21 protein-coding genes are annotated in these 22451 nt (G+C 39.3%); 4 read left to right on the top strand and 17 right to left on the bottom strand.

From position 1 onward, the window contains the following. Positions 1-2: 2 nt before the first annotated feature. The 3 genes from RI557_RS03305 to RI557_RS03295 all read right to left on the bottom strand — a co-directional run bounded on the left by RI557_RS03305 (position 3) and on the right by RI557_RS03295 (position 5551). A complete protein-coding gene (locus RI557_RS03305; protein ID WP_310667548.1) occupies positions 3-4373 on the bottom strand; it encodes a CusA/CzcA family heavy metal efflux RND transporter in 4371 nt (1456 codons plus the stop codon). A 71-nt stretch (positions 4374-4444) separates the two neighbouring features. Beyond that, complete coding sequence (locus RI557_RS03300; protein ID WP_310667549.1) at positions 4445-4765, bottom strand: DUF6660 family protein; 321 nt, start codon at positions 4763-4765, stop codon at positions 4445-4447. A 33-nt stretch (positions 4766-4798) separates the two neighbouring features. After that, a complete protein-coding gene (locus tag RI557_RS03295; RefSeq protein WP_310667550.1) occupies positions 4799-5551 on the bottom strand; it encodes an isoprenylcysteine carboxylmethyltransferase family protein in 753 nt (250 codons plus the stop codon). A gap of 280 nt (positions 5552-5831) precedes the next feature. Between RI557_RS03295 and RI557_RS03290 the strand changes: the two genes are divergently transcribed. Beyond that, positions 5832-6437, top strand: a complete 606-nt coding sequence (locus RI557_RS03290; protein WP_310682118.1) for a superoxide dismutase — start codon at positions 5832-5834, stop codon at positions 6435-6437. 87 nt (positions 6438-6524) lie between these two features. On the opposite strand, the gene RI557_RS03285 is transcribed toward RI557_RS03290, so the two are convergent. Then, complete coding sequence (locus RI557_RS03285; protein ID WP_310682116.1) at positions 6525-7430, bottom strand: App1 family protein; 906 nt, start codon at positions 7428-7430, stop codon at positions 6525-6527. A 29-nt stretch (positions 7431-7459) separates the two neighbouring features. Between RI557_RS03285 and RI557_RS03280 the strand changes: the two genes are divergently transcribed. Further along, positions 7460-8389 carry a diacylglycerol kinase family protein gene (locus RI557_RS03280; protein ID WP_310682113.1) on the top strand — a complete coding sequence of 310 codons (930 nt, stop codon included), beginning with the start codon at positions 7460-7462 and terminating at the stop codon, positions 8387-8389. Here the strand turns inward: RI557_RS03280 and nth are convergent. Next, entirely contained in the window at positions 8380-9030 is a 651-nt protein-coding gene (gene nth / locus RI557_RS03275; protein WP_310667554.1) for an endonuclease III, read from the bottom strand. The genes RI557_RS03280 and nth overlap by 10 nt on opposite strands. A gap of 10 nt (positions 9031-9040) precedes the next feature. After that, the gene (locus tag RI557_RS03270) at positions 9041-9664 is read right to left on the bottom strand and encodes a DUF4412 domain-containing protein (protein WP_310667555.1); all 624 of its coding nucleotides are present in this window, start codon (positions 9662-9664) and stop codon (positions 9041-9043) included. Positions 9665-9860: 196 nt separating this feature from the next. Between RI557_RS03270 and RI557_RS03265 the strand changes: the two genes are divergently transcribed. Beyond that, positions 9861-10937 (top strand): acyl-CoA desaturase, encoded by a 1077-nt coding sequence (locus RI557_RS03265; RefSeq protein ID WP_310682103.1) that lies wholly within the window; start codon positions 9861-9863, stop codon positions 10935-10937. Here the strand turns inward: RI557_RS03265 and RI557_RS03260 are convergent. From RI557_RS03260 to RI557_RS03225, 8 genes are all read right to left on the bottom strand, one after another. Further along, entirely contained in the window at positions 10934-11860 is a 927-nt protein-coding gene (locus RI557_RS03260) for a hypothetical protein (protein WP_310682101.1), read from the bottom strand. The genes RI557_RS03265 and RI557_RS03260 overlap by 4 nt on opposite strands. 13 nt (positions 11861-11873) lie before the next feature. Continuing rightward, positions 11874-13322: an MBOAT family O-acyltransferase gene (locus RI557_RS03255; RefSeq protein ID WP_310682099.1), complete on the bottom strand. Its 1449-nt coding sequence runs from the start codon at positions 13320-13322 to the stop codon at positions 11874-11876. A 94-nt stretch (positions 13323-13416) separates the two neighbouring features. Further along, positions 13417-14721 carry a serine hydrolase gene (locus tag RI557_RS03250; protein ID WP_310667559.1) on the bottom strand — a complete coding sequence of 435 codons (1305 nt, stop codon included), beginning with the start codon at positions 14719-14721 and terminating at the stop codon, positions 13417-13419. Between the two features lie 30 nt (positions 14722-14751). Then, entirely contained in the window at positions 14752-15165 is a 414-nt protein-coding gene (locus RI557_RS03245; protein ID WP_310667560.1) for a hypothetical protein, read from the bottom strand. 25 nt (positions 15166-15190) lie between these two features. Beyond that, positions 15191-16207 (bottom strand): hypothetical protein, encoded by a 1017-nt coding sequence (locus tag RI557_RS03240; RefSeq protein WP_310682097.1) that lies wholly within the window; start codon positions 16205-16207, stop codon positions 15191-15193. A gap of 241 nt (positions 16208-16448) precedes the next feature. Then, positions 16449-17039: a hypothetical protein gene (locus tag RI557_RS03235; RefSeq protein WP_310667562.1), complete on the bottom strand. Its 591-nt coding sequence runs from the start codon at positions 17037-17039 to the stop codon at positions 16449-16451. Positions 17040-17072: 33 nt separating this feature from the next. Further along, a complete protein-coding gene (locus RI557_RS03230; RefSeq protein WP_310667563.1) occupies positions 17073-18026 on the bottom strand; it encodes an alpha/beta hydrolase in 954 nt (317 codons plus the stop codon). Between the two features lie 37 nt (positions 18027-18063). Next, entirely contained in the window at positions 18064-18837 is a 774-nt protein-coding gene (locus RI557_RS03225; protein WP_310667564.1) for a hypothetical protein, read from the bottom strand. Positions 18838-18884: 47 nt separating this feature from the next. Here RI557_RS03225 and RI557_RS03220 point away from each other — a divergent pair, with 47 nt between their 5' ends. Further along, on the top strand, positions 18885-19502 hold the full coding sequence (locus tag RI557_RS03220; protein WP_310667565.1) for a hypothetical protein: 618 nt from the start codon (positions 18885-18887) through the stop codon (positions 19500-19502). Between the two features lie 63 nt (positions 19503-19565). Here RI557_RS03220 and RI557_RS03215 read toward each other — a convergent pair whose 3' ends face one another. The 3 genes from RI557_RS03215 to RI557_RS03205 all read right to left on the bottom strand — a co-directional run bounded on the left by RI557_RS03215 (position 19566) and on the right by RI557_RS03205 (position 22451). Beyond that, positions 19566-20120, bottom strand: a complete 555-nt coding sequence (locus RI557_RS03215; protein WP_310667566.1) for a DUF255 domain-containing protein — start codon at positions 20118-20120, stop codon at positions 19566-19568. Continuing rightward, a complete protein-coding gene (locus tag RI557_RS03210; RefSeq protein WP_310667567.1) occupies positions 20120-20653 on the bottom strand; it encodes a thioredoxin fold domain-containing protein in 534 nt (177 codons plus the stop codon). The genes RI557_RS03215 and RI557_RS03210 overlap by 1 nt, the downstream gene beginning before the upstream one ends. Positions 20654-20825: 172 nt before the next feature. Beyond that, complete coding sequence (locus RI557_RS03205; protein ID WP_310667568.1) at positions 20826-22451, bottom strand: peptide MFS transporter; 1626 nt, start codon at positions 22449-22451, stop codon at positions 20826-20828.

Here is a 22451-nt window from a genome sequence, read left to right as displayed (position 1 = left end):
TCTTATTTATTGTTTGTGTAATATTCGAGTGAGAATTTATTGATCAGCATTTGCTCGTAGGCACTCCATGCACTGATCTCGAGCTGAATGGCATCGTTGATATTTTGAAGGAATGCTACATAATCAATTGCGCCCTGCTCAAAAGCGATGAGCGCGCCTCTTCGCTGTTTTTGTGCAAGCGGAAGCGCTTTCGTTTTGTAGTACTTCCACGAGTTGAGCCATTTCACATAGTTCTCTTTCGTTTGAGAGTACCTGGCGTAGAATTTTAGCTTTTGAGCATTGTAATTTTCCTGTGCAATTTGCTTTTGCAATCCTGCACTTTGCGTTGTTCCAAGCTCTGAAAAGAAGAAAAGCGGAATTTGCACTCCAAACTGATAGATTTGAAATCCATCCTGTCCGTTGATCTCCTGAACACCGTACAATCCCTGTAATTTGGGAAGAAATTGACTTTTTGCCTGACCCAATTGAGCATCGGCTACTTCGATTTGTCTTTGTAGGATATTGAGCTCGCTATGTGTGTTGACAGAATCATTCACGTCAACAATTGGAGATGCAACATCATTCAAGTCTTCAATCGAAGCAGTGTAGAGCGTATCCTCAACGAACCAGCTATTCATTTTTTGCAGCGCAATCGTGTAATCGCGATAGGATTGCTCTTTTTGTAGTGCGATTTGATGTCTGCGGTTTTGAGTAGCCAGGAAACGCAGTTCAGAGATCTCTTCAGTTTCCCGCTGAATTTCAGCAGCGTTCATCAACTTTGCAAATGCAGAATCGAGTTGTGAAAAAACAGTGAGTTGTTTTCTCGCTGCCACAACACGTGCCCAATCTGATTGTACATTGCGCTTGATCTGTATTTCGGTCAGATCCTGTTTAGCGCGTGCAGCGGCAATTTGCTTGCGTTGTACTTTCAGTTTAGCCGGAATCGCAAAAACATCAATCTGTTGTTGCTGAATAGCGAAATTTGTACGAACTCCTTCAATGCCATTTCCGGCTTCTTCAAGTTGCCTGTACAGTTGTGTGTTCCCAAAATCATAAGCCGTCTTTTTCAGCTTTTCCTGCTGCTCGACTTCCAAAGCTGCAACTTTCAAAGCCGGATAGTTATTGACAGCTTTGTCTACAGCCTGTTGTACTGATATGGGCTGGAGCTCAGTTTGGTTCTGACCAAAACTGAACTGACTCATAAACAGCAAAGCCAAAACAGTCAATGCATTTGTTGATTTATTCATTGTTTTACGTTTTTCTAAAATGGAGTAGAGGACTGGTATAACAACGAGTGTGAGTAGCGTAGCGGTCAACATTCCGCCAATCACAACAGTTGCCAGTGGTCGCTGAACTTCAGCTCCGGCTGATGTTGAAAATGCCATGGGCAAAAAGCCGAAGATATCAGTTGTGGCGGTAAGCATAATTGGGCGAATACGCTCTTTCGTTCCCAGCATGATACGTTCCCTGATGTCATTCACGCCTTCTTCTTTTAACTCGTTGAACCGGTTGATGAGAACGAGCCCGTTCAAAACCGCTACACCAAACAGTACGATAAAGCCAACTCCGGCTGAGATACTAAAAGGCATTCCGCGCAAATAGAGCGCGTAAACTCCTCCAATAGCAGCGAGCGGAATGGCAATGTAAATCATCAGTGATTGCTTAAATGATTTCAACGCAAAGTAGAGGAGAATGAAAATAAGGAATAGAGCAATTGGCACAACAATGCTGAGTCTGCCTTTTGCGCGTTCCAGGTTTTCGAATTCACCACCATAGTTGATGTAATAACCCGGAGGTAAGTCGAGCTCTGCATCGAGTTTTTCATGGATATTGGTGACAACAGTTTCCACATCACTTCCGCGCGTGTTGATGCCAACATACGTTCGCCTGTAGGTGTTGTCACGCGAGATTTGCATAGGCCCGGGTTTGTACTCGATGTTGGCTACTTCTTCCATCGGAACCTGTTGACCATTTGGCAAATCGATGAGCAGTTGCCTAACATCCTCAATACTGCTTCGCTGATCCTTGCTGAGTCTCAATACAAGATTGAAACGCTTTTCACCTTCAAAGATGACTCCTGCTTTTCCGCCAGCAAATGCAGTACTCACATATTCATTGAGTCGGGCAATGTTGAGTCCGTACTGAGCGATTTTATCTCTGTTGAAATCAACTGTGATTTGTGGCAATCCTGAAATGCGTTCTGTGTTGACGTCACCAACACCTTCAATATCTGCAATGAGTTGGCCAATTTCTTCTGCTTTATCTGATAAAACGGTTAGATCCTCACCGTACAGCTTGATTGCGATATCCTCGCGTACACCAGTGAGCAATTCATTGAATCGTAACTCAACGGGCTGACTAAAAACCAGTTTGAATCCGGCCAGCTCTTCGTTGAGTTTATGGCGAATTTTTTCGATCAGTTCTTCTTTTGAATCTGCAGCGGTCCATTTGTCGTGATCTTTTTCCAATATAATCGCCATATCGGCAATGTCCATCGGCATTGGATCAGTTGGAATGTCAGCAACACCAATTCTGGAAACAGCAGTTTTGATCTCGTTTGGGAAGTTTTCCAGCAGAATATTCTCAATCTTGATGGATAAGTCGACCGATTCATCGACTGTACTTCCGGGTCTGATCAAAACCTGCATTGCCAGGTCACCTTCATCTAACTGTGGAATGAATTCACCTCCCATGCGGCTGAAGGTGAAAGTTGTAATTCCAAAAATGGCGACAGCTAAAATGATGATAGCTGCTTTGAATCTCAGTGCTAATTTGATAACCGGCTCGTATGCTTTGTGGAAAAACCCAATTATGTGGTTACTCAAGGTTTCGAGTCTGCGTTCAAATTTGGCAAACCAGTGGTTTTGATTCTTCATCGGTTTCATAAAGAGCGCGCTCATCATTGGTACGTAAGTGAGACACAGAATTATAGCTCCTATCATGGCAAAACCAAAGGTGAAAGCCATCGGTTTAAACATTTTCCCTTCTACACCGGTGAGGAAAAGGATAGGAGTGAACACGATGAGGATGATAAGCTGACCAAAAAAGGCTGATCCCATCATCGTACTTCCCGATTGATAAGCCAGTTCATCAGCATCTTTGCGTGTGATGGATTTACCACTCTTCAGTCGTTTTTGGATTTCATAAACCGTACCTTCAATAATGATCACAGCACCGTCCACGATAATCCCAAAGTCGATAGCTCCCAAACTCATCAGGTTTGCCCAAACGTTAAATTGCTTCATGAGAATAAAGGCAAAAAGCAGGGAGAGAGGAATCGTAGTGGCTGTGATGAGTCCGCCACGGAAACTACCCAGCAACAACACGAGCGCAAAAATCACGATCAGAGCCCCTTCAATAAGGTTCTGACTAACAGTGCTTGTTGTACGCGCAATCAACTCGCTGCGATCGAGGAATGGCTTGATAGTTAAACCCGGAGGGAGTGATTTTTCAACAGTCTTCATTCGCTTCTTAACCGCTTCAATAGCCGTATTTGGATTGGCGCCTTTGAGCATCATTACAATACCGCCAACAGATTCGTGACCATCACGCGTAAAAGCTCCGTACCGAACCTGGTTTCCAAAATACACGCTATCTGAAACATCAGCTACGGTTACCGGAATTCCTGATTCGTTTTGGACAACGATTTTTTCAATGTCCTCAATCGATTTGGCAAGCCCTTCACCACGAATGAAGTTTGCCATTTTATTTTTCGCGATGTAAGAACCTCCAGTGTTTACGTTGTTCTCTTTTAAAGCGGAAAATAGCTGAGAGATTGTGACATTGTGAGCGTTGAGTTTATCTGGATTGATAGCAACTTCATATTGCTTTAGAAATCCGCCAAAAGAATTGACATCTACAACACCTTCAATTAAGGTTAGTTGGCGTTTGATCAACCAGTCCTGAATTGTTCGCAATTGTTGAGGAGTGTAACTCGTGTCAGCGTCTTCTTTTTGTGAAATTGTGTACTGGTATATTTCTCCCAGTCCGGTCGCAATTGGTCCCATGAAAGGACTGCCGAATTTCTCGGGAATTTCCTTCTTGACCGTGCTGAGTTTTTCCTGCACGAGTTGACGTGGGAGGTAAGTTCCCATATCATCTTCAAAAACAATTGTCACCACTGATAACCCAAAGCGTGAAATAGATCGTATTTCCACAACTCCGGGCAAGTTTCCCATTGCGAGCTCAACCGGATAAGTGACAAATTGCTCGATGTCCTCTGTTGAGAGGTTTTCAGATACAGTAATTACCTGCACCTGGTTGTTGGTGATATCTGGAACTGAGCCAAGCTTTACAGTGGACATGGAGTAAATTCCAAGACCGGCTATAGCAGCTACCAGAAGACCAACAATGAACTTGTTCCTTATTGAAAAGGATATAATTCTGTTAATCATAAAATTAAAGTTTAGTTCAATGATGTATTGAGACTAATGACAATTCACCAGTCATTTCAAATCAAATGGAACTAAACCTGGGGAGGCCGGAAAAGAGAATCTAAATAACCTGATTTGAGGTTTTGAGTGCGTAATATACTATTTGATGTCCTGTAGGATACAGGCTCTTCAAAAGTCTTCATACCGGGAACAGAGACATCAATGAGGCAGCAATGGCAGTAACAAAAAGGAGAGCAGTCATCTACAGAATGTGGTAGATGATGATCGTGATTGCCAATTGGAGTCATGTTTTCCACACTTTCATCATCCTGCAAACCAATTGCATGGTCAGAACACGGGATAAATGCAACGAGTAATAAATAAGCACTCAATATAACCGCAATTGCTTTCACAGTTACAAATTTAAAACTTTTGTGTAAACTGGACTAACGGTCGTCTTCATCAAATAAATGTGTGAATTTTCGCGTATATTTGATGATGAGGTAAATAATTACACCAACAATAGCTGCTGTGTAAATCCAGGCTTCGAAAGTAGCTCTTCCGTAGATTCCGTAATCGTGAACGGCTCTGAACACTGCAAAAACAATGAATATAGCTGCAAAACCGTTTTTCTCTTTTTTGATCACCTTTTTCCAGGTGAAGTCGAGATCACTTGAACGGTAAGCTGATAGTTTTGGGACAAATGCCGGTACTTGTTTTGACCAGTTGAGGTAAGCATCCTTGAATTTACCTCTAAGGAATTGCTCCTCAGCATACATGATTCTTTCGTAGTAAACCCAGTAGAAAAGAATGAATGCCAGTACAAACCAAAGGTTTTGTGTCATTATTGCCGGCCCAAGCCACATGAAAAAGTTTCCTACGTATAGCGGATGGCGAACAGTTGAGTAAATGCCTGAAGTGTTGAGATGATCGGCAACCTGACCTTCAGATGTGTTTCTACCTGAAGTATTTTTAGCTGACTGACCAATCGTAACCACACGAATGAAAAAACCGATGAATGCGATGACAATTCCCGTTATTTCTAATCCGTTGTAACTGAAAGGCCAGTGAGAGTCGAGTCCTTTGTTTGCCTGAAAATAAATTTGAATGAGTGCAACGAGTAGCACGATCAAAGGGATGTAACTTCTGTTCTTGAATAGAAAATCGCCCTGTGATTTGAATTCTTCCTGTAATGCCATTTCTTATAAATCTGTGAAAAGGCTGTAAAACTACTATGTATTTTTTCATTTGTAGTAAGAGATTTTCAAAAAACTTTCAATATGATTATAAGCCCGGGAGAACATTAGCTGTTTTTAGTAGTGTTGCTGGAATCAGTTATCTTTAAAGCAGGTTTAAAATTAGAATGGTTTTTATTAATCAAACTATAACCTTTATTTATGAGAAACACTTTTAAAATAACTTGTGAACATATAAGTTTGTAGAGAATTTATAATTAAACATCAATAAAATATAAATATTATGGCATTTGAACTTCCAAATTTACCTTACGATTACAATGCATTAGAACCACACATTGATGCTCAAACAATGGAGATACACCATTCAAAGCACCATGCTGGTTACACGAAAAAACTCAATTCAGCAATCGATGGTACTGATCTAGCAGATAAAAGTATCGAAGACTTATTAGCAAATCATTTAGACAACACAGCAGTTCGCAACAACGGTGGTGGTTTTTGGAATCACAAATTGTTTTGGGAAGTGATGTCTCCAAATGGTGGTGGAGAACCATCAGGTGACATTGCTAATGCAATCAATGAACAATTTGGTTCTTACGACAAATTCAAAGAAGAATTTTCTAACGCTGCTGCCACACGTTTCGGATCAGGTTGGGCATGGTTATGTGTTCACAAAGGAGGAAAATTAGAAGTTTGCTCTACACCAAATCAGGACAATCCACTTATGCCAAACTCTGGCTGTGACGGGGAACCAATTTTAGGTCTTGATGTTTGGGAACATGCTTACTATCTGAAGTATCAAAACAAGCGTCCAGATTACATTAACGCATTCTTCAATGTGATTAACTGGGAAGAAGTTAATAAGCGCTACAACGACAACAAATAATTTCTCAGATTATAGGTTTCATGGTTGATATTATTGAGCCGGTTCTCCGAAAAATGAGAATCGGCTTTTTTAATGTCAAAGAATAAATTAGTAGGTGTAAAACCGGATGTTCTTTTCGTTTGACAGTTTTTTAATATCAGCTGTTTTGCGTTCGTGCTTTTCCTTGATTTCTCTCACGATAATTGCCTGAATTGAATTTGGGTGAGCAATGATTACACTTTCAAAAATATTGACATCGTGTTGTGCAGTGTCTCCAACCAAGAGCCAGCGTTTTTCAGGGAAGTAGCTGATCAGTCTTTCTATCGATTTTACTTTATGATTATTGTGAAGCTTTTTGCCCTGCTTGGTGAAAAACTCAGAGAAGTGAGTAATGATAGAGTTGAGGAGGTAAACTCCGCGCGGCAACTCATTGACATCAAAAAAATCGATGAGGAAATCATAGAGATTCCACTCGCTATTTGAGAGATAGATAAAGAAATCAGGTGTGTTTCCCTGGTTTTCCAATTCCCAAATATTTTCCAGCTCATCGATGTTAGAAACAGCCCTTCGAGAGTGAGAGTTGTTGACGAGCAGCGTGTATAACTTCCTCAGGTTGTAGGCCGAGTGAGAAACGAGTAATGAGTCATCAATATCGCTGATTACCCCAACTCCATCTTCCTTTGCTATGTAATACTCTCCTTCAAATTCACGATCAGAGCCGGAAAAAGTAGCCGAATAGTAATGCCAACCCTCGCGTTCGTGTTCGATTGGAATTTCGAGTTCGAAGTATCCCGATTTATCGCTTTTTGTCGTGAAGTTTTGGGATCTGACCGAAACCGTTATTTCAACATTTTTATAAACTGTTGGTGCAAACCTTCTAATGTTGTTGATAATGTTGCGGAGTTTACTGCGTTTGCGGTCGTGCCTGCGAACAGGGTACTTCCTGAAAGCGTGACCACAGATGAAAAGTTTTTTCTTTGAACCAAATCCTCTATGCAGTAAAATCGTATTCAATGTTGTAAGTTCGGTTTTTAATATTGCGTATGATCTATTTAGTTGTTATCAATCCCGTATCGGGCGACTCAAATAAAAAATCGCTCACCTATTTTTTGCAGGAACAGGCGCAAAGTAAGGGTTTTGATTTAGAAATCTTTGAAACTACCGGGAATAACGACTACGCTAAATTGGAAGAAAAGGTTGAATCTTTAAATCCTGATAAGCTTCTCGTAGCCGGTGGTGATGGAACGCTTCTCATGGCCGCTGAAGTGGTGATGGACAAAAATATTCCCATCGGATTGTTTCCTGTAGGTTCAGCTAATGGAATGGCTGCAGAGCTTGATTTGCCCACGATGATGCTCAATATTCCTATCCTCGATCAGCAATCTTTCAAAAGAGCCTGGAGAATTATTGAAGAAGGTCACTCTGTTAAAGTAGATATGGTTCGCATTAACGGAGAGTACAGCATTCATCTTGCTGATGTTGGGCTCAATGCAGAAATTGTGAAAGGATTTGACGAATCTGACTCTCGCGGTTTTGCTACTTATGCTCATCAGTTTTTTCAAAAATACACGAGTAAAAAAGCATTTAGTTATTTGGTCAGAGCCGATGACGGCCGGCTATACAGCGGTAAAGCTTACATGTTGAGCATAGCCAACGCCAGGATGTTTGGAACGGGAGCTATTATCAATCCCAGAGGTAATGTGAGTGACGGAACGGTAGAGTTGTGTGTGATCAAGCAAGCATCAGCTTTATCGATCTTAAAATCGGCAGGCTCAATTATTACAGGTAATGTTGAATATGATGCCGATCAGGTTGAAATTATATCAGTCCAACAAGCAACTATTGAGTTAGATCCAGCACAATCGTTTCAGATTGATGGGGAATTGCAAAAACCTGTCTCAAAAATTGATGTGAGTATTCTGCCGTCAGTCGTTGAGGTGTATTGCAGTGAAGACTTCAAAAATCAGGCATAGCCGTGCTCTTTGAGAATTGATTTTCTACCAACTTCACGGGTGATGAAATCTTTTTCAAGTTTGAGTCCGCGAGCTGGCGAGTATTCTCTGCCGTAAAAAATGATTTGTAAGTGAAGTTTATTCCAAATGTCTTTTGGAAATAATCGTTTTGCGTCTTCTTCAGTCTTTTTGACGTTTTTCCCGGTTGATAATCCCCAGCGGTACATCAATCTGTGAATGTGCGTGTCAACCGGAAAAGCCGGCTCTCCAAATGCCTGAGCAACCACAACCGAAGCTGTTTTGTGACCAACTCCGGGGAGTTCCTCCAGTTCTTTGAGGGTTTTGGGGATCTGACCGTTGTATTTCTCAACTAGAATTTGAGAGAGTTTGTGAATGTTTTTCGATTTGGCAGGTGCCAGTCCGCATGGCCTGATTATGTCTTCAATTTCCCGGGGCGATAATTTCACCATATCAAACGGATTATCAGCACGTTTGAATAGAGCAGGAGTGGTTTGGTTAACGCGCTTGTCAGTCGATTGTGCCGATAACAAAACAGCGATTAATAAAGTGTACGGATTCTGGTGATCGAGCGGAACTGGAGTCTCAGGGTAGAGTTTTTCCAGTTCTCCAGCTATGTATTGTGCTTTTTCCTTTTTTGTCACAAATAGAGATTTATTGACCCATCATCATTTGTTGTGCTTTTTCCATTGAAATCTTTTCATAGCCTTGAGGAACTACAAACTTGCTATCATTAACACGTTTTTCTTCAACATTTGTAGCTGTCATGATCATTGTGATTCCATTATTTTCCACTTCATAGGATAATGGGAATCCATCTAATTTTTCATTAAACTTCCTGTTTGCAGGAGCTTGAATCTCATCAGTAACCCAGGCAATTGTAATGTTTTCATCCTGAATAATTTCTACTTTTTTGCAAGTGTAACCGGCAATTTCTTTTGTTTCCTCAAGCTTGTTGATTTCAGATTCCTTGTTTTCATCTTCATCATCAATATCAATCACAATACATTTTTTAGCACCGCCCATATTCATGAGTTGAAACACTTTTTTTTGTTCATTATCAACGATAGTAATGGATTTACCGGTCATTGGATTGTCCATTTCAGTGCGCACTTTTTGATCTTTAATGAATGAGGTGGTTTTTTTGGGCATCATTGATTTCATTGATTCATCAATACCTGGTGATTCAATTTTAAACTCAATTACACCTTCAAAACTTTGAGAATAAACGAATCCGGTTAATAGAAAAGCAAAAAATGATAACAGTATCTTTTTCATCTCGTTTGTTTTGGAACGAAAATACTAAAAGCCATTAAAATGCTTGTTAGGAATAGCTCTTTAAACAGGTGTTTTATGAAAACTATATGTTTTGTTTCAGCCTCAATCACTTGTCAATAAAAATGATAAGTTTAGTTTTGAAGTTGGATAGAAGGCCTTCAAAAAGAAATTTTAAAAAGTAAAGGCAGAGGGATACATGATTAACTACAGGTTCTCGAGGAAGGTAAATCGCGATTTTTCAAAGACCATTCGCAAGCGTGTTAATACTTATTTTAAAGAAAATGATATCAGCAGGAATGGTAATACGAACATGGCTGTAAAGTCTGTGTTTGCTCTGTCTTTCTACATCGCTCCATTTGTTGTTATGTTGATGAGCGGAATTCACGATCTCGTTTTTTTATTTTCAATGTGGATTTTGATGGGAGTGGGTACCTCTTTCATCGGGATGTTAGTTATGCACGATTCTCTTCACGGATCCTATTCTCAAAAATCATGGGTCAATAAACTGATGGGGTTTTCAACCTTCATAATTGGTATGAGTCCGCTCATTTGGCATCTCCAACACAATGTACTTCATCACTCGTTTACCAATATTGAAGAAGCTGATGAAGATATTGATCCGCGATTTGTGCTGCGTTTTTCAGAACACCAGCCCTTGAGATGGTTTCACAAGTACCAGCATATTTACGCGATGTTTTTCTATTCGCTGTCAACTGTGTTTTGGGTTTATATAAAGGATTTTGTGAAGTTATTCCAGTATCGCGAAAAAGGCCTGGTGAAAAGAGGAGCTGAGTTTCGCAAAGTATTCGCTACCATAATCGTAAAGAAAGTGCTCTATTTGGCTCTGATCATTGGATTACCTGTTTATATTTTACCGGTTTCGGTCGGAACCATAATCCTAATGTATCTGACGATGCATGTGACTACCGGAACGATTTTGAGTCTCATTTTCCAGCCGGCACACGTCACTCCTGAGGCTGAGTTTTACGATTTACCCGAAAATGAAGTAGATGAAAACTGGTATGTTCATCAATTGCGAACTACTTCAAACTATGCAATTGATGCACCTGTTTTCTCATGGTTTATAGGCGGACTAAATTTTCAGGTCGAGCATCATTTATTCCCCAATGTTTGTCATATTCACTATCCTGCAATTTCTAAAATAGTTAGGGAAACGACTAAAGAAATGGATCTTCCCTATTACAATCAGCCTTCATTTGCCTCAGCTGTTAAGAGCCACTTTTTGCATTTGAAAAAAATGGGTAAAGGTTAGTCTTTAATAAGCTCTAATCTTGATAAGATTTCTTTATTGTAGATATTGACTCCCAGTTGGTTGAGATGGTTAGAGTCGTAAAAATAAATTGAGTCATTAAGATTTAGATTTTTATTGAAGTTGTAGTAGGTAGAGTAGCTCTGCATGAGAGAGTCAAAACTATCGTTGTTCGTGTACCGCTGATAGTCGTTTGATGTAATAGGAGAGTAAACCAGGATTAGCGGTATCCTTTTTTTGTCAAGTTCTTTCCTGATGTTTTCAAATGCTTTAAGCTGTTTTGGGTCTATTTCGATTTTTTTCTCCTTCAATTCTTTTTTCGAATAAAAGGATAACTTTTCTTGCACAAACCCACCTGAAATGTAACAGCCACCTCGTTTACATTCAGGTTCTTTATAATTTTCGTTTAGGTTAAGTAAGTCTCGATAAATACCATAGATTAAAGTATTATAAACCTTGATATGGTTGATGTTGAAAGCCATTTTTAACGAATTCATATCGTTTTTGTCATTGGCAATGATATCTACAGCTGATTCAACACCATCTGAGGAAAATGTCTCAGGATAAACATCGTAAATGATGAGTTTTGGGTTGAGGTTTTTTAAGTATCTGTTTAAGAGTAGGTGAGTTTGAATTGGTGTTTGGGAGCTCGTGCCCAGGTTAAAGACTTTTAATCCATTTCTTTTGTAAATTCCTGGATCAAACCCTCTGTAAGCATGAGAGGAGCCTAAGAATAAGATGTCCACATCTTTTACATCTTTCACTTCTTTGAGGCGAGTGAAGGAGTGACCGTAAGTTCCTATTCTGTAGTTCAAATTTTGGGTAAACAATGATGGTGTTAATTCTCCAAACAGAATGATTCCCACAACATAGAAAACTATGAAGCTGCCGGTGAGCAGAAATATGTTGCGTATGTATTTTTTCATTTGGATCTGACCATTAAAACTGAAAGTATATAAATGGAGTTTCTTCAGTTTGCATATACATTGCGATTAGAAACATGATTAAACAATAAACTGACCATCTGATAGCTTTTTTGTTAACGTTAGCGAGATTCGCTATTGCAAATTTCTCTTTTCTGCCAAACCACTCTGCAAGAACAAAAAATGCGATTAGAATAATCGTTCTCAAGGCTTTGAGTCTGCCTTCAAATTCAGGAATATCAAATAACGACTCATTCAATATTCCACCGATGTAACTAAAAGCGTGAGAGATGTTTTCGGCTCTGAAAAATATCCAGGTGAAAACCGTAAGTGAAAATGTTAGTGTTATTAAACCAAATTCTTTGAAGCCGGGCAAATACTTACCGGAAACGACCTCCATGTTATTCCGATTGTTTTTTGTGATTAGTAAAGGGAGAAAATAGAGTGCATTGAGAGCTCCCCAAACGATAAATGTCCAGTTTGCTCCGTGCCAAAACCCACTGACAATAAAAATGATGAATGTGTTTCTCACTTTCATTGCGTTAGATCCACGGCTGCCACCGAGCGGGATGTAAAGATAGTCCCTGAACCAAGTTGAGAGCGATATGTGCCAGCGTCTCCAAAATTCAGCAATGTCTCTAGAAAAGTAGGGGAAGGCAAAGTTTTTCATCAGATTAAAACCGAATAATCTCGCTGTTCCGATAGCGATATCAGAATAACCTGAGAAGTCCCCGTAAATTTGAAAAGTAAAGAAGAAGGCACCCAGTAATAAAGTACTTCCATTTAGATCAGCAGAGTTATTGAAGATTTGATCGGCAAACTCAGCGCAGTTATCAGCGATTACTACTTTTTTGAAAAGCCCCCAAAGTATTTGCCGCATTCCGTCCGCAGCTTTTGTGTAATCGAAGACTCTTCTTTTGTAAAACTGTGGTAGTAGGTTGGTAGCTCGTTCAATTGGCCCGGCAACTAACTGTGGGAAAAAACTCACGAAAGCCGAAAAAGATATAAAGTTTGAAGTGGGTTCTAGTTTCTTTTTATAGACGTCTATCGTGTAACTCAATGTTTGAAATGTATAAAAACTGATGCCTACCGGTAGAATAATGTTTAACGAACTCCCGCTGATCTCTTTTCCGAAGAGTGAAAAAGCAGCTATAAAGTTTTCGAGAAAAAAGTTGTAGTATTTGAAAAAGCCTAAAAAGCCGATATTAACGGCAATGCTCGTCCATAATAGCAACTTTCTTTTTCTTTTTGATGAGGTTTTATTCAGACCCAATCCAACTGAGTAGTCCACAATCGTACTGAAGAATATAAGAGAGAGGAATCTCCAGTCCCACCATCCGTAAAAGACATAGCTGGCTACAACAATTAACAGGTTCTGAAATTTTAAGTTTTTGTTGGTGACAAACCAGTAAAGGATAAAAACGATAGGCAGAAAAACAGCAAAGTCAAGAGAGTTGAAGAGCATATTATAACCTGGTAGAGCTTTTTCCTTTATTCATTGATCTCTCCAAAACTAATTTATTTTAGGAGCTTTAGCCTAAATCTCATTAAAGTACCAACTAGTTCTTAATAAACTTAATCACATTGTTACCCTCTTTATTATTGGCTGATAAATAGTATACTCCATTTGATAGCTGTGATAAGTCAATTCCTTTTCTGTAAACACCTTCTTTAACGAGAATACCTTTCGTGTTATAGATGGAATATTTAAACGGAGTATGAAGTTTACCTGACGATACTTTAAGGTAATCTGTTACAGGGTTAGGGTATATTTTCCATTCACTATTATTGCTTTTCTCCTTAGTTGATAGTGCTTCACATTCCAGATCATTTATCCTTTTCCAAATCTCATTATTGAGTACGTACGGTACAAGAGAGTTATCCGGAGCTTCTCCCATTCTTATCCAAACCATGTTTTTTGAAGGAATTACATTGATGAATTGTCCATTAAGTCCCATTGCAGAATACATATCATCAGGAGCATTGGGAATTTTACTGCCTTGAAAAACCATTTGAGACTGTGGTATCATGTAAGACTCTTTTCCGTTGAGCCACCATAAATAGCCGTATGATTTGTTTAGATTTTGGGATGTATTCACCATTGAATTGAAGTAATTGGAATCGGTCAGAACCTGAGTTCCATTCCAGTTACCATTGTTGAGTGCCAGTAGTCCAAAGCGAGCCATACTTCTTGCCGTACTAAAATAAACGCTGTTGTCACCTTGTTGAACAAATAACCCATTCATCCCGGTAGGATTTTTGAGTTTTTGGTTGATGTAGATATTCAACCCAAGTCCCGTTGCATTTTCAATTACATCTCTCAACAGTGTGTAAGGAGCATTATGATATGCCCATCTTGTTCCCGCATCAGATAGATATTGCAGGCAGGAGTCTTCAGTACAGAAAGGGTTAGAGACATTGTCATCTAAACCGGTTGTCATGGTAAGCTGATTCCAAATAGTAATCTTCTCTTCCTGTTGAGGCGTGCAACTCGTCCAACCCTGACCGAGATAAGTTGAGGTTTTATCAGTAACAGATAAGTAGCCTTCCTGTTGTGCAATCCCAACTGCAAAAGCCGTAATCGTTTTACCCGCTGATGCCCAGTACCAGTTTGATGAGGCAGAATGACCTTTTGTATAATGTTCCAGGACGATTTTGCCATCTTTAAGTAAGATGAATGCTTTGGTGTTATTGATATTCAAAAAAGCGTAAAGACTATCAATTTCACTTTGGCACCAATTGAGGCTTGAAGGTAAAGTTGTTTCCCAATCATTTGAATTGTTAGGAGGGAAGTACATTTGAGCATTAATACATTGTGAAAAAAGTACTAGCCCTAGTAAGATATTGAATGCTTTCGTTTTCATCTTTATTAATTGATAGTCAAAGCTAATATACTATTTAATTGTGTAGCATCTGTGAAATATAGGTCCTGAAACCGGATGATAATAGAAATACAAACTATCGCCTGAAAAACTAAAGGAAGGAGGGTGGTTCTCTATACTCGAGATCAACTTTCCATTTCTGTATTTTAAGTTAAAAGTTTTTTTGGATTCAGTAAGAGTGGGTTCAAATTCAGCTTCAACTAAAGAGTCATGTTCTTTCTTTTTTAAAGTAATAACCACATCATTTGTATCATGATTTAATGTGTCATTGTTGTTATCATAGGAACTGTAAACATATACTCCTTTATAATCACCTACGATTTCATTCCTGTAATCAACAGTTTCAATGACTTCAGTTTTTTCATCATCTTTTTGACAGGAAGTCAAATACATCAAAAAGGATAAAAAGAATACAAGTTGATTCATTTTTCTTTGGTTTTGTCTATAAAGTTCAATTTCCATATTGATCAGTTTTTACTACAAGCCCTTCAGAATTTCCTAAAGAAATTCGATTCCTGCCACATAAGATAAAGCCGTTATCATCAGTTGAGATTAAATCTTTAAAAAACGAATTAGGGAGATTGAGCTGTGTTTCATTTAAAACTGTTGCATCAATGCTATTCAGCTTTAGAAACTTTAAGCCAGTAGAATAATTGAAAACGATCAATAAGTGATTATCATGAGTTTTAGTGATTAAATTCGATGTATTAACTCCAAATTCTTCTAATGGTTTTTGCCAAACTAAATCACCCTTAAAATCAAATTTCGATATAAAATATTCAAATTCTGTATTTGATTTTCTTTGTTCGCTGTTGACGAATATGCTCGAATCTGAAACAACAAGGCCAATGCTGTTTCCCCGGGCACTTTTCTTAGCCCAAATGGTATCTCCCTGTCTCGATAGCTTAGTCAAAACAATACTATCACTACTCGAACCACTCAGCATTATTTCGCCATTGTCATATACTTTTACATCAGTTATTGTACCAACAATTTCATAGGTCTTTTTCCATAGTTCATTACCCGAAGGTGTGATTTTTTTTAACGTGTAATCACCATTTTCATACGAGCTGAAAAGCAATAGATTTTCATCTTTAGTCTTTCTTATTTCCTGGTTGGAAACATGTGAATCCTCATCCCTTTTCCACAATAATTCACCATTCTCGGCAATCTTTATCAATTGAGCTGATTGTGAGTTGCCATGAGCCACTAATTGATTTTCCATGTAAGTAGCTGATATTAAATAGTCACCTGTCGATAATTGAATGATACTTTTCCCGTAATCAGAATGTTCGTTTGATACTTTTTGCATCCATTCTGTTTTACCGTAGCAATCAGTTTTTACTATGAGAATATCCTTTTCGCTTTCTGCCTCTGTATTTGTGTAGCCACAAAATGCATAACCTCCATCATTGGTCTGAATGATATCATTGAATTCTTCAAAATGAGGTCCACTGATTAATCTCACAAAGCTTTCACAGTCAGAACCAGAAAGTTTGAGATTTTTAATACCGGAAGACTGTTTACTCTCGGATTCACTTTCTTTCTCACACCCGTTAAAGCAAAAAAGAAAGCAAATTCCCACAATCAAGATGATTGGTTGTTTCATATCTGTTTTTAGGTAAAGTGATTATAAACTTAATAAGATTAGTATACAATTCAAATTACCATCTAAAAATCAAGACTGTTCTTGAACTTAAAATAATAGACTATCTATAATATTGAAAAGACTCTTCTTCAATATATAATGAAGAATCGATTCTACTCACTACTGTTTGAAGCTCATGCTTTTTTGCTATGTACATATCATAGCCAACTCCGGTATCAATTGATAGCTCAATAACCTGATCTTTATTATTGTTGATACTTTGCTGAATCAAATTCTGAATTGCGGTATTGCTTTTCGCTTTTTGACCATCAACTGATACGATACCATCTTTGTGAAGTTTAAGAGTAGTAAGATTAGAAGCATCTATTAATGAAGCAGTTGACGAATCTCCTTCGAGTACATAAGTTATCGTGTTGACAGAATCAGCTGCCAATAGTCTTTGTATTTCTTCAATAATGCTCATATCCTGATTTCTTTCAGCCTCTACTATAACGTGATTAACATCTCCGTATTTTCGAGTATGTAAATTGAGCTTATCCTCTAATCTGTCAATCTTGATAAGGTTCTTATTGAAAAGTATAGTACTGTCTGATAGAACTTTTATTTCAGGTTTAAAATGAGTGCTATTAGTTTTAGATGAACAAGAAAATAGACTCAATGTGAGCAGAAAAATGAAAGCTGATTTAATCATCTGTCTGATATACTTGTTTATTTATGAGCAGTTTTATCCCTCATTCCACTCCCGGTCAACCTCTAAATCGTGCAGCCAGTGGTGGAGTTCTTCAAAGGCTTTTTGACGAATATCGGGCGGACTCAAAAACACATCGTGCATGGCGTTTTCAATTTCAACGCGCTTTACATTTTCTCCTATTTTTTCGCTGTGTTTTCTGATGTCGTTGACATTCAACACGGCATCGGCTTGTTGTAATTCTTTGCTCCAGCCAGTTATTTTAAATATACTGTGATCACTGTGTATAACGAATACCGGAATATTGAGGTGTAAGCCTCGTCTCAAACGTTTCTGGGCTCTATAAACTCCGTAAACCCATCCGAAATACACATTGAATCCTTCAATCGGTTTTAGGCTGGTGTCGTACTCCCATTCGCCATGGTGTGCTTTGTTGATACTCTGACCGTAACACTTTGAGAATTTAGCAGGCAATTGTTTGTAAGGAAAAAATTTCCCGGTATTGATAATTGCAGGAAGTAACATGCGCTTCATCCAGTTGGGATAGGGGAAAGCGAAAAACGGGCTGTTCAGGAAAAGAGCATCAACGAGTTTCCCCTTCGGATCCTCTGCCACGAACAGCGGGGTGATGAGTCCGCCAGTAGAGTGACCGTTGAGCAGAAGATAATTGTGCTCTGACCGAATAATTTCTACTGCTTTTCCAAGCTCTTCGTAGTATTCAGTAATAGATCGTGCAAAGTTGGGGCGTTGGTGATCCATCATGGATCTGCCGTGTTTGCGTAAATCGAGTGCATAAAATGCATATCCCTCATCATTATAAAAATGGGCGAGGTGTTTTTGAAAAAAGTAATCGGCAAAACCGTGGACGTAGAGTACTGCTTTTTCGTGACTTGACGATGGCGTATAATGAACCAGCACGGCCTTTGCGTGCCCTTCATAATCATCTTTTAATTCTATGTCACGGGTTAAAAAATCGTCAAATTCCATCATCGTTCAAGAAGGCGTAACAATCAAATTTACGATTTTTTTAGTCGTTGGGTAACACTTCGTATTCAAAAGTTACACGATCATCGTGCCCCAAAGGATAGGCATGATGTTTTTGCGGACCTCGAATACCAATGTGAAAAACGGTTTGTGACCCAATATGTTTTTCTGTCAACTCAATGAGCTGCACATTATTAGTGCTCCATTTTGACGGATAAATGCGGTAGCTCAAATCCTGGTCTTTAGGATCTTTTCCAGTAATAACAAACTCTAGGGTATCTCCCGGATGTAGAGTAAGTCCGGTCTTGATCTTTTTCGGTTTGCCCGGTACCCAAATATTGCCCAGGTTATCGCGAACACTTTCAATTTTAGGGAAGCCTTTTTTGTTGCCGTCTTTCCAGCTCCGGTAAACAACAATACGATTTCTGATAAAACCGGAAATTCCTAAAATCAAGTGCTTTTGATGAGTGAGTAAGGCTCGTTGATGACTATCAGTATCGTAGTAGCGGTAAAGGGTAGAGAGGTAAATACTGAGCGTATCCCAATCACCAAAAGCTACTTCAAAATCACCCGTCCAGTTTTTTGAAATAATCGTTTTAAGATCGATGATATTCGTGTTATTGATGAGCCTGTTTTCATCCTGGATAGAGATTTTGCGCTCATCATTTGCATCTTTTTCTTCCTCCAGTAACCTGATGCGCTCACTGGATAAACCGCTGTTTTGAATCCAGTCCTCACCATGCTGTTGTTCCATAATCATGGAAACAAAATCTCGCAGGGTAGATTCTGTATCTAAAAGTATTTGCCTTACATCCATGGTTCAAAGTAATGTAAAATTTGGGATGTTATTCTTAACTTTTGCCCATGAAATGGCAAATTCTTCTGTTGTTCTTATTTTTCGGTCAGATCCATGTCACCGCACAGGACGAGTGCCTTAGCGGAAACTGTGAAAATGGCTATGGCAAGTTGAAATGCGAATGTGGGTACATTTTTGAAGGACAATTCAAAGGTGGCAAAAAGGTGAGCGGAAAAATGATCAAAGAAAATCTCGTTTACGAGGGTGATTTCAAAAATGACATGGCACACGGAAAGGGGAAAATCACTTTTGCCGATAGCAGTTGGTATCGAGGCGACTTCGCTTTCAGCCAACCCGATGGAGTGGGAGAGTATCACCTCGCCAGCGGAGACGTTTACAAAGGAGAAATGAAAGCAGGCAATTTTCACGGTGAGGGAATAAGGACGAATGCCCAACAAACCGAGTATTACCGCGGCAAGTTTGTAGAAGACGATTTTGTGAAGGGCGTTCACTCTATTCAGAACCAGCTCTACGAAGCCGGATCATTTCGAAACAAAGAACTACACGGCTACGGTATCAGGCAAAACTTAGCTGATTCAACCACGCAAATTGGAATCTTTAAACGCGGGAACTTCAAGGACGGAGAAGAATTTGAGTTTTTGTTTTTTAGAAAATCAATAAAATAAAATCTACAGATTTAACTTCATACGATCTTTCCAGCATAAAAGAATAAGATGATCATGATTAAATCATCTTTTGTTATTCTTTTTCTGTTGAGCTTGTTGTTGGCGCTGTTGTATTTGTTGCACTACGTAGTTCTGGTAAGATCTGTGCTGATCTGTACCAAAAAAATAGAGCAAGCCTTTCATCGGGTCTACACGCTTGTAGCCTTTGATGATGTGTAGTCTGTTAAAGTTCTTATCTAACACGACAAAAGAAGGGTAGGAGAGTTGTTTGTTGAGCAGTGAAGCGGCAAACATATGTGTACTCCGTTTTCCGTTTGGTTTTGGATTCACAAAAGTGTACCCGTCAAAAACGACAGTATCTTTTCGTTCTGCATCAAACTTAACTGCGTAAAAGTTTTTGTTCATCGCTTTGATGATCTCGGGATCTTTAAAAGTTGTTTGATCCATTTTCTTGCACCATCCGCACCAATCGGTGTAGAGATCGATGAAAATCTTTTTGGGTTCTTCTTCCATCTTTTTAGAGGCTTCCTCCCAGGTTAGCCAGTTGATTTGGCTCTGACCGAAACCTAAAACAGTGAAAAACAAAAGAGTTGTGAGTGTAGTAAGTGCTTTATTCATTACAATTTAGATTCAAATGATTCCTGGTAGGCTTCCCATTCCTGATCTTTATACGCTTCATCAACAACAAAATGCAAGATGGGTTCTATTTGTTTAGGACGCATAAATCCCTGAACGGGTGTAATTATATTAAAGTCTTGATCCATGTACACAACAGTTGGGTAGGCAACTCTGCCATTTACATTAGCAATTGCTCTGGTGAGTTGGTGAGTTCCGTTCCTACCGCGTTTGTTGGGGTCGTAATTGGGATTTTCAAATGTTTTTCCGAGTATGTTTACTGGTTTTGGACCTTCAGCATTGAACTTTACAGCATAAAAGTTCTTGTTGATGTAGGAAGCGATTTGCGGATTGCTAAATGTACGAGCTTCCATCATTTTACAGGGGCCGCACCAGCTTGTGTACACATCAACAATTACTTTTTTGGGCTCTTCTTTCATGGCTTTCTTGACTTCTTCAAAAGACATCCAGTTAACCTGTGCCATTGAAACAGAGCTCGCTATAACGAGTAAAAGAGAAAATATTTTTGCTTTCATGTGTTCATAATTTATTTTAAGGTAACATGGAACTCGTCATAATTTTATCATTCTCTAATATGAAAAATCTTTTTCATGACTCGTTTCATAACCTCAAATTTATGATTAACAACGGAGAATTAAAGAATGATTGCCTGTTTATACTTTGATTAACTCCAAATTAACAGCAATTTTAGTGGATTCCGTGCATCCATTTCTTGAGCTGCGGCACTAACAAGACGAGTAAAATGGCAGAGGCTGCCACAACGAAAACACCCCAAATCAAATAAGTATCGGTGTAAACGGGCAGGCTCTCCATTACACTCAGCTTTCTATCACTGTCATCACTGGCTGTGAGCTCTCCAATGAGTCCGGCCATTTTATTGGCTAACGCCATCGAAAGGAACCATGCGCCCATCACAAACCCTACTGCTTTAGCCGGAGACAATTTAGTGATCATTGACAAACCAACGGGTGAAATACTCAATTCTCCGGTTGTGTGGAAAAGGTACATGATCACCAGAAATAAAACTGGCATGAGGCCATCATCAGCAAAGAATTTGGCTCCCAGGACAAGTACTGCGAATCCCAAGGCGAGCTGACTCAATCCCAATACGAATTTCATTGGTGTAGAGGGTTCGGCTCCTTTTTTACTCATTTTTCCCCACATCCAGCTAAATACCGGAGCGAGCAGAATGATAAATAGTGAGTTGAAGAATTGAAATATGGAAGCGGGAATTTCAGATCCAAAAACCACGCGGTCAACATTCCGCTCAGTGAACAATGTGATCGATCCGCCTGCCTGCTCAAACAGTGCCCAAAACATAGCGTGGAAAACGAAAAGTACTACAACTACCAAAAGTCTTTGCCCGGCAGCTTTGCTCTCCATTGCAAATGATTGTGCAACCAGCACACCCAATATTCCGATGCTCAAAAAGATGAGGATATAGGTCATCGCTTCACTGTAGCCTAGCATAAATGCACAAACCGGCACAACTGCGATTGTTGCAATGGTTGTGAGTAGTTGCTGTGTCTTGATTTTTTGAGGTAGTGTTGTTGGTGTAGTAGAAGTTTCACTTTCAGAACCCTCGTCCTCATCATCTGCGTTGCTGATCGTACTCGGTAGAATTCCCTTGTTACCAAAAGCGTTCTGACCAAACATCACAAAAACGAGCAGACCAAGGAACATGCCAATTCCTGCGAGTCCAAAGCCATAGTGCCAACTAATTGTTTGACCGACATACCCACAGGTTAAAATCGACAAAAACGCCCCGATGTTTACGCCCATGTAAAAGATCGTAAAGCCACCATCTTTTCGCGGATCATTAGCTGTGTAGAATTTCCCTAAAAAGGAAGATACATTGGGTTTAAAGAGCCCGTTACCCACTATAATTAAGGCGAGCGAAAGAAAGAAGAGCATCATGTTTCCCTCGAAGAACATACCTTCCAGAGCGAGCGAAAAATGACCAAAGATCATGAGTATTCCGCCCAATATAATCGCTTTTCTAAAGCCGTAAATCTTATCGGCAACGATACCGCCAATAACAGGAAAGAGGTACACCATGGCTGTGTAAGAGCCATAAATACCAAGCGCTTTTGTATCGGCAGCAGACTGTGACAATTCTGCGAACAAAACCTGAACCATGTAAAGTGTGAGCAATGCCCGCATGCCATAGTAGGAGAAGCGTTCCCACATCTCGGCAAAAAAGAGAATAAACAGCGCTTTTGGATGCGTGTTCTTATTGGAATAAATAATGGCGGGTATCCATATTAAAACGAATACCCAGCCAAATATCATGATCCAATAAGTCAAATCCAT

Source organism: Salibacter sp. (assembly GCF_031581065.1).
In the GTDB taxonomy this organism is placed as follows: Bacteria; Bacteroidota; Bacteroidia; order Flavobacteriales_G; family Salibacteraceae; genus Salibacter.
The sequence above is the reverse complement of the archived record's forward strand: the minus strand, read 5'-3'. Positions and strand labels throughout refer to the sequence as shown.

Excerpts from the sequence above, each read along its gene's own strand:
- RI557_RS03255 (WP_310682099.1), bottom strand. The coding sequence starts at position 13,322 with ATGCTCTTCAACTCTCTTGACTTTGCTGTTTTTCTGCCTATCGTTTTT.
- RI557_RS03245 (WP_310667560.1), bottom strand. The coding sequence starts at position 15,165 with ATGAATCAACTTGTATTCTTTTTATCCTTTTTGATGTATTTGACTTCC.
- RI557_RS03225 (WP_310667564.1), bottom strand. The coding sequence starts at position 18,837 with ATGGATGTAAGGCAAATACTTTTAGATACAGAATCTACCCTGCGAGAT.
- RI557_RS03280 (WP_310682113.1), top strand. The coding sequence starts at position 7,460 with ATGATCTATTTAGTTGTTATCAATCCCGTATCGGGCGACTCAAATAAA.
- RI557_RS03305 (WP_310667548.1), bottom strand. The coding sequence starts at position 4,373 with ATGATTAACAGAATTATATCCTTTTCAATAAGGAACAAGTTCATTGTT.
- RI557_RS03290 (WP_310682118.1), top strand. The coding sequence starts at position 5,832 with ATGGCATTTGAACTTCCAAATTTACCTTACGATTACAATGCATTAGAA.
- RI557_RS03210 (WP_310667567.1), bottom strand. The coding sequence starts at position 20,653 with ATGAAAGCAAAAATATTTTCTCTTTTACTCGTTATAGCGAGCTCTGTT.
- RI557_RS03215 (WP_310667566.1), bottom strand. The coding sequence starts at position 20,120 with ATGAATAAAGCACTTACTACACTCACAACTCTTTTGTTTTTCACTGTT.
- RI557_RS03235 (WP_310667562.1), bottom strand. The coding sequence starts at position 17,039 with ATGATTAAATCAGCTTTCATTTTTCTGCTCACATTGAGTCTATTTTCT.
- RI557_RS03260 (WP_310682101.1), bottom strand. The coding sequence starts at position 11,860 with ATGAAAAAATACATACGCAACATATTTCTGCTCACCGGCAGCTTCATA.
- RI557_RS03230 (WP_310667563.1), bottom strand. The coding sequence starts at position 18,026 with ATGATGGAATTTGACGATTTTTTAACCCGTGACATAGAATTAAAAGAT.
- RI557_RS03265 (WP_310682103.1), top strand. The coding sequence starts at position 9,861 with ATGATTAACTACAGGTTCTCGAGGAAGGTAAATCGCGATTTTTCAAAG.
- RI557_RS03250 (WP_310667559.1), bottom strand. The coding sequence starts at position 14,721 with ATGAAAACGAAAGCATTCAATATCTTACTAGGGCTAGTACTTTTTTCA.
- RI557_RS03295 (WP_310667550.1), bottom strand. The coding sequence starts at position 5,551 with ATGGCATTACAGGAAGAATTCAAATCACAGGGCGATTTTCTATTCAAG.
- RI557_RS03220 (WP_310667565.1), top strand. The coding sequence starts at position 18,885 with ATGAAATGGCAAATTCTTCTGTTGTTCTTATTTTTCGGTCAGATCCAT.
- RI557_RS03205 (WP_310667568.1), bottom strand. The coding sequence starts at position 22,451 with ATGGATTTGACTTATTGGATCATGATATTTGGCTGGGTATTCGTTTTA.
- RI557_RS03270 (WP_310667555.1), bottom strand. The coding sequence starts at position 9,664 with ATGAAAAAGATACTGTTATCATTTTTTGCTTTTCTATTAACCGGATTC.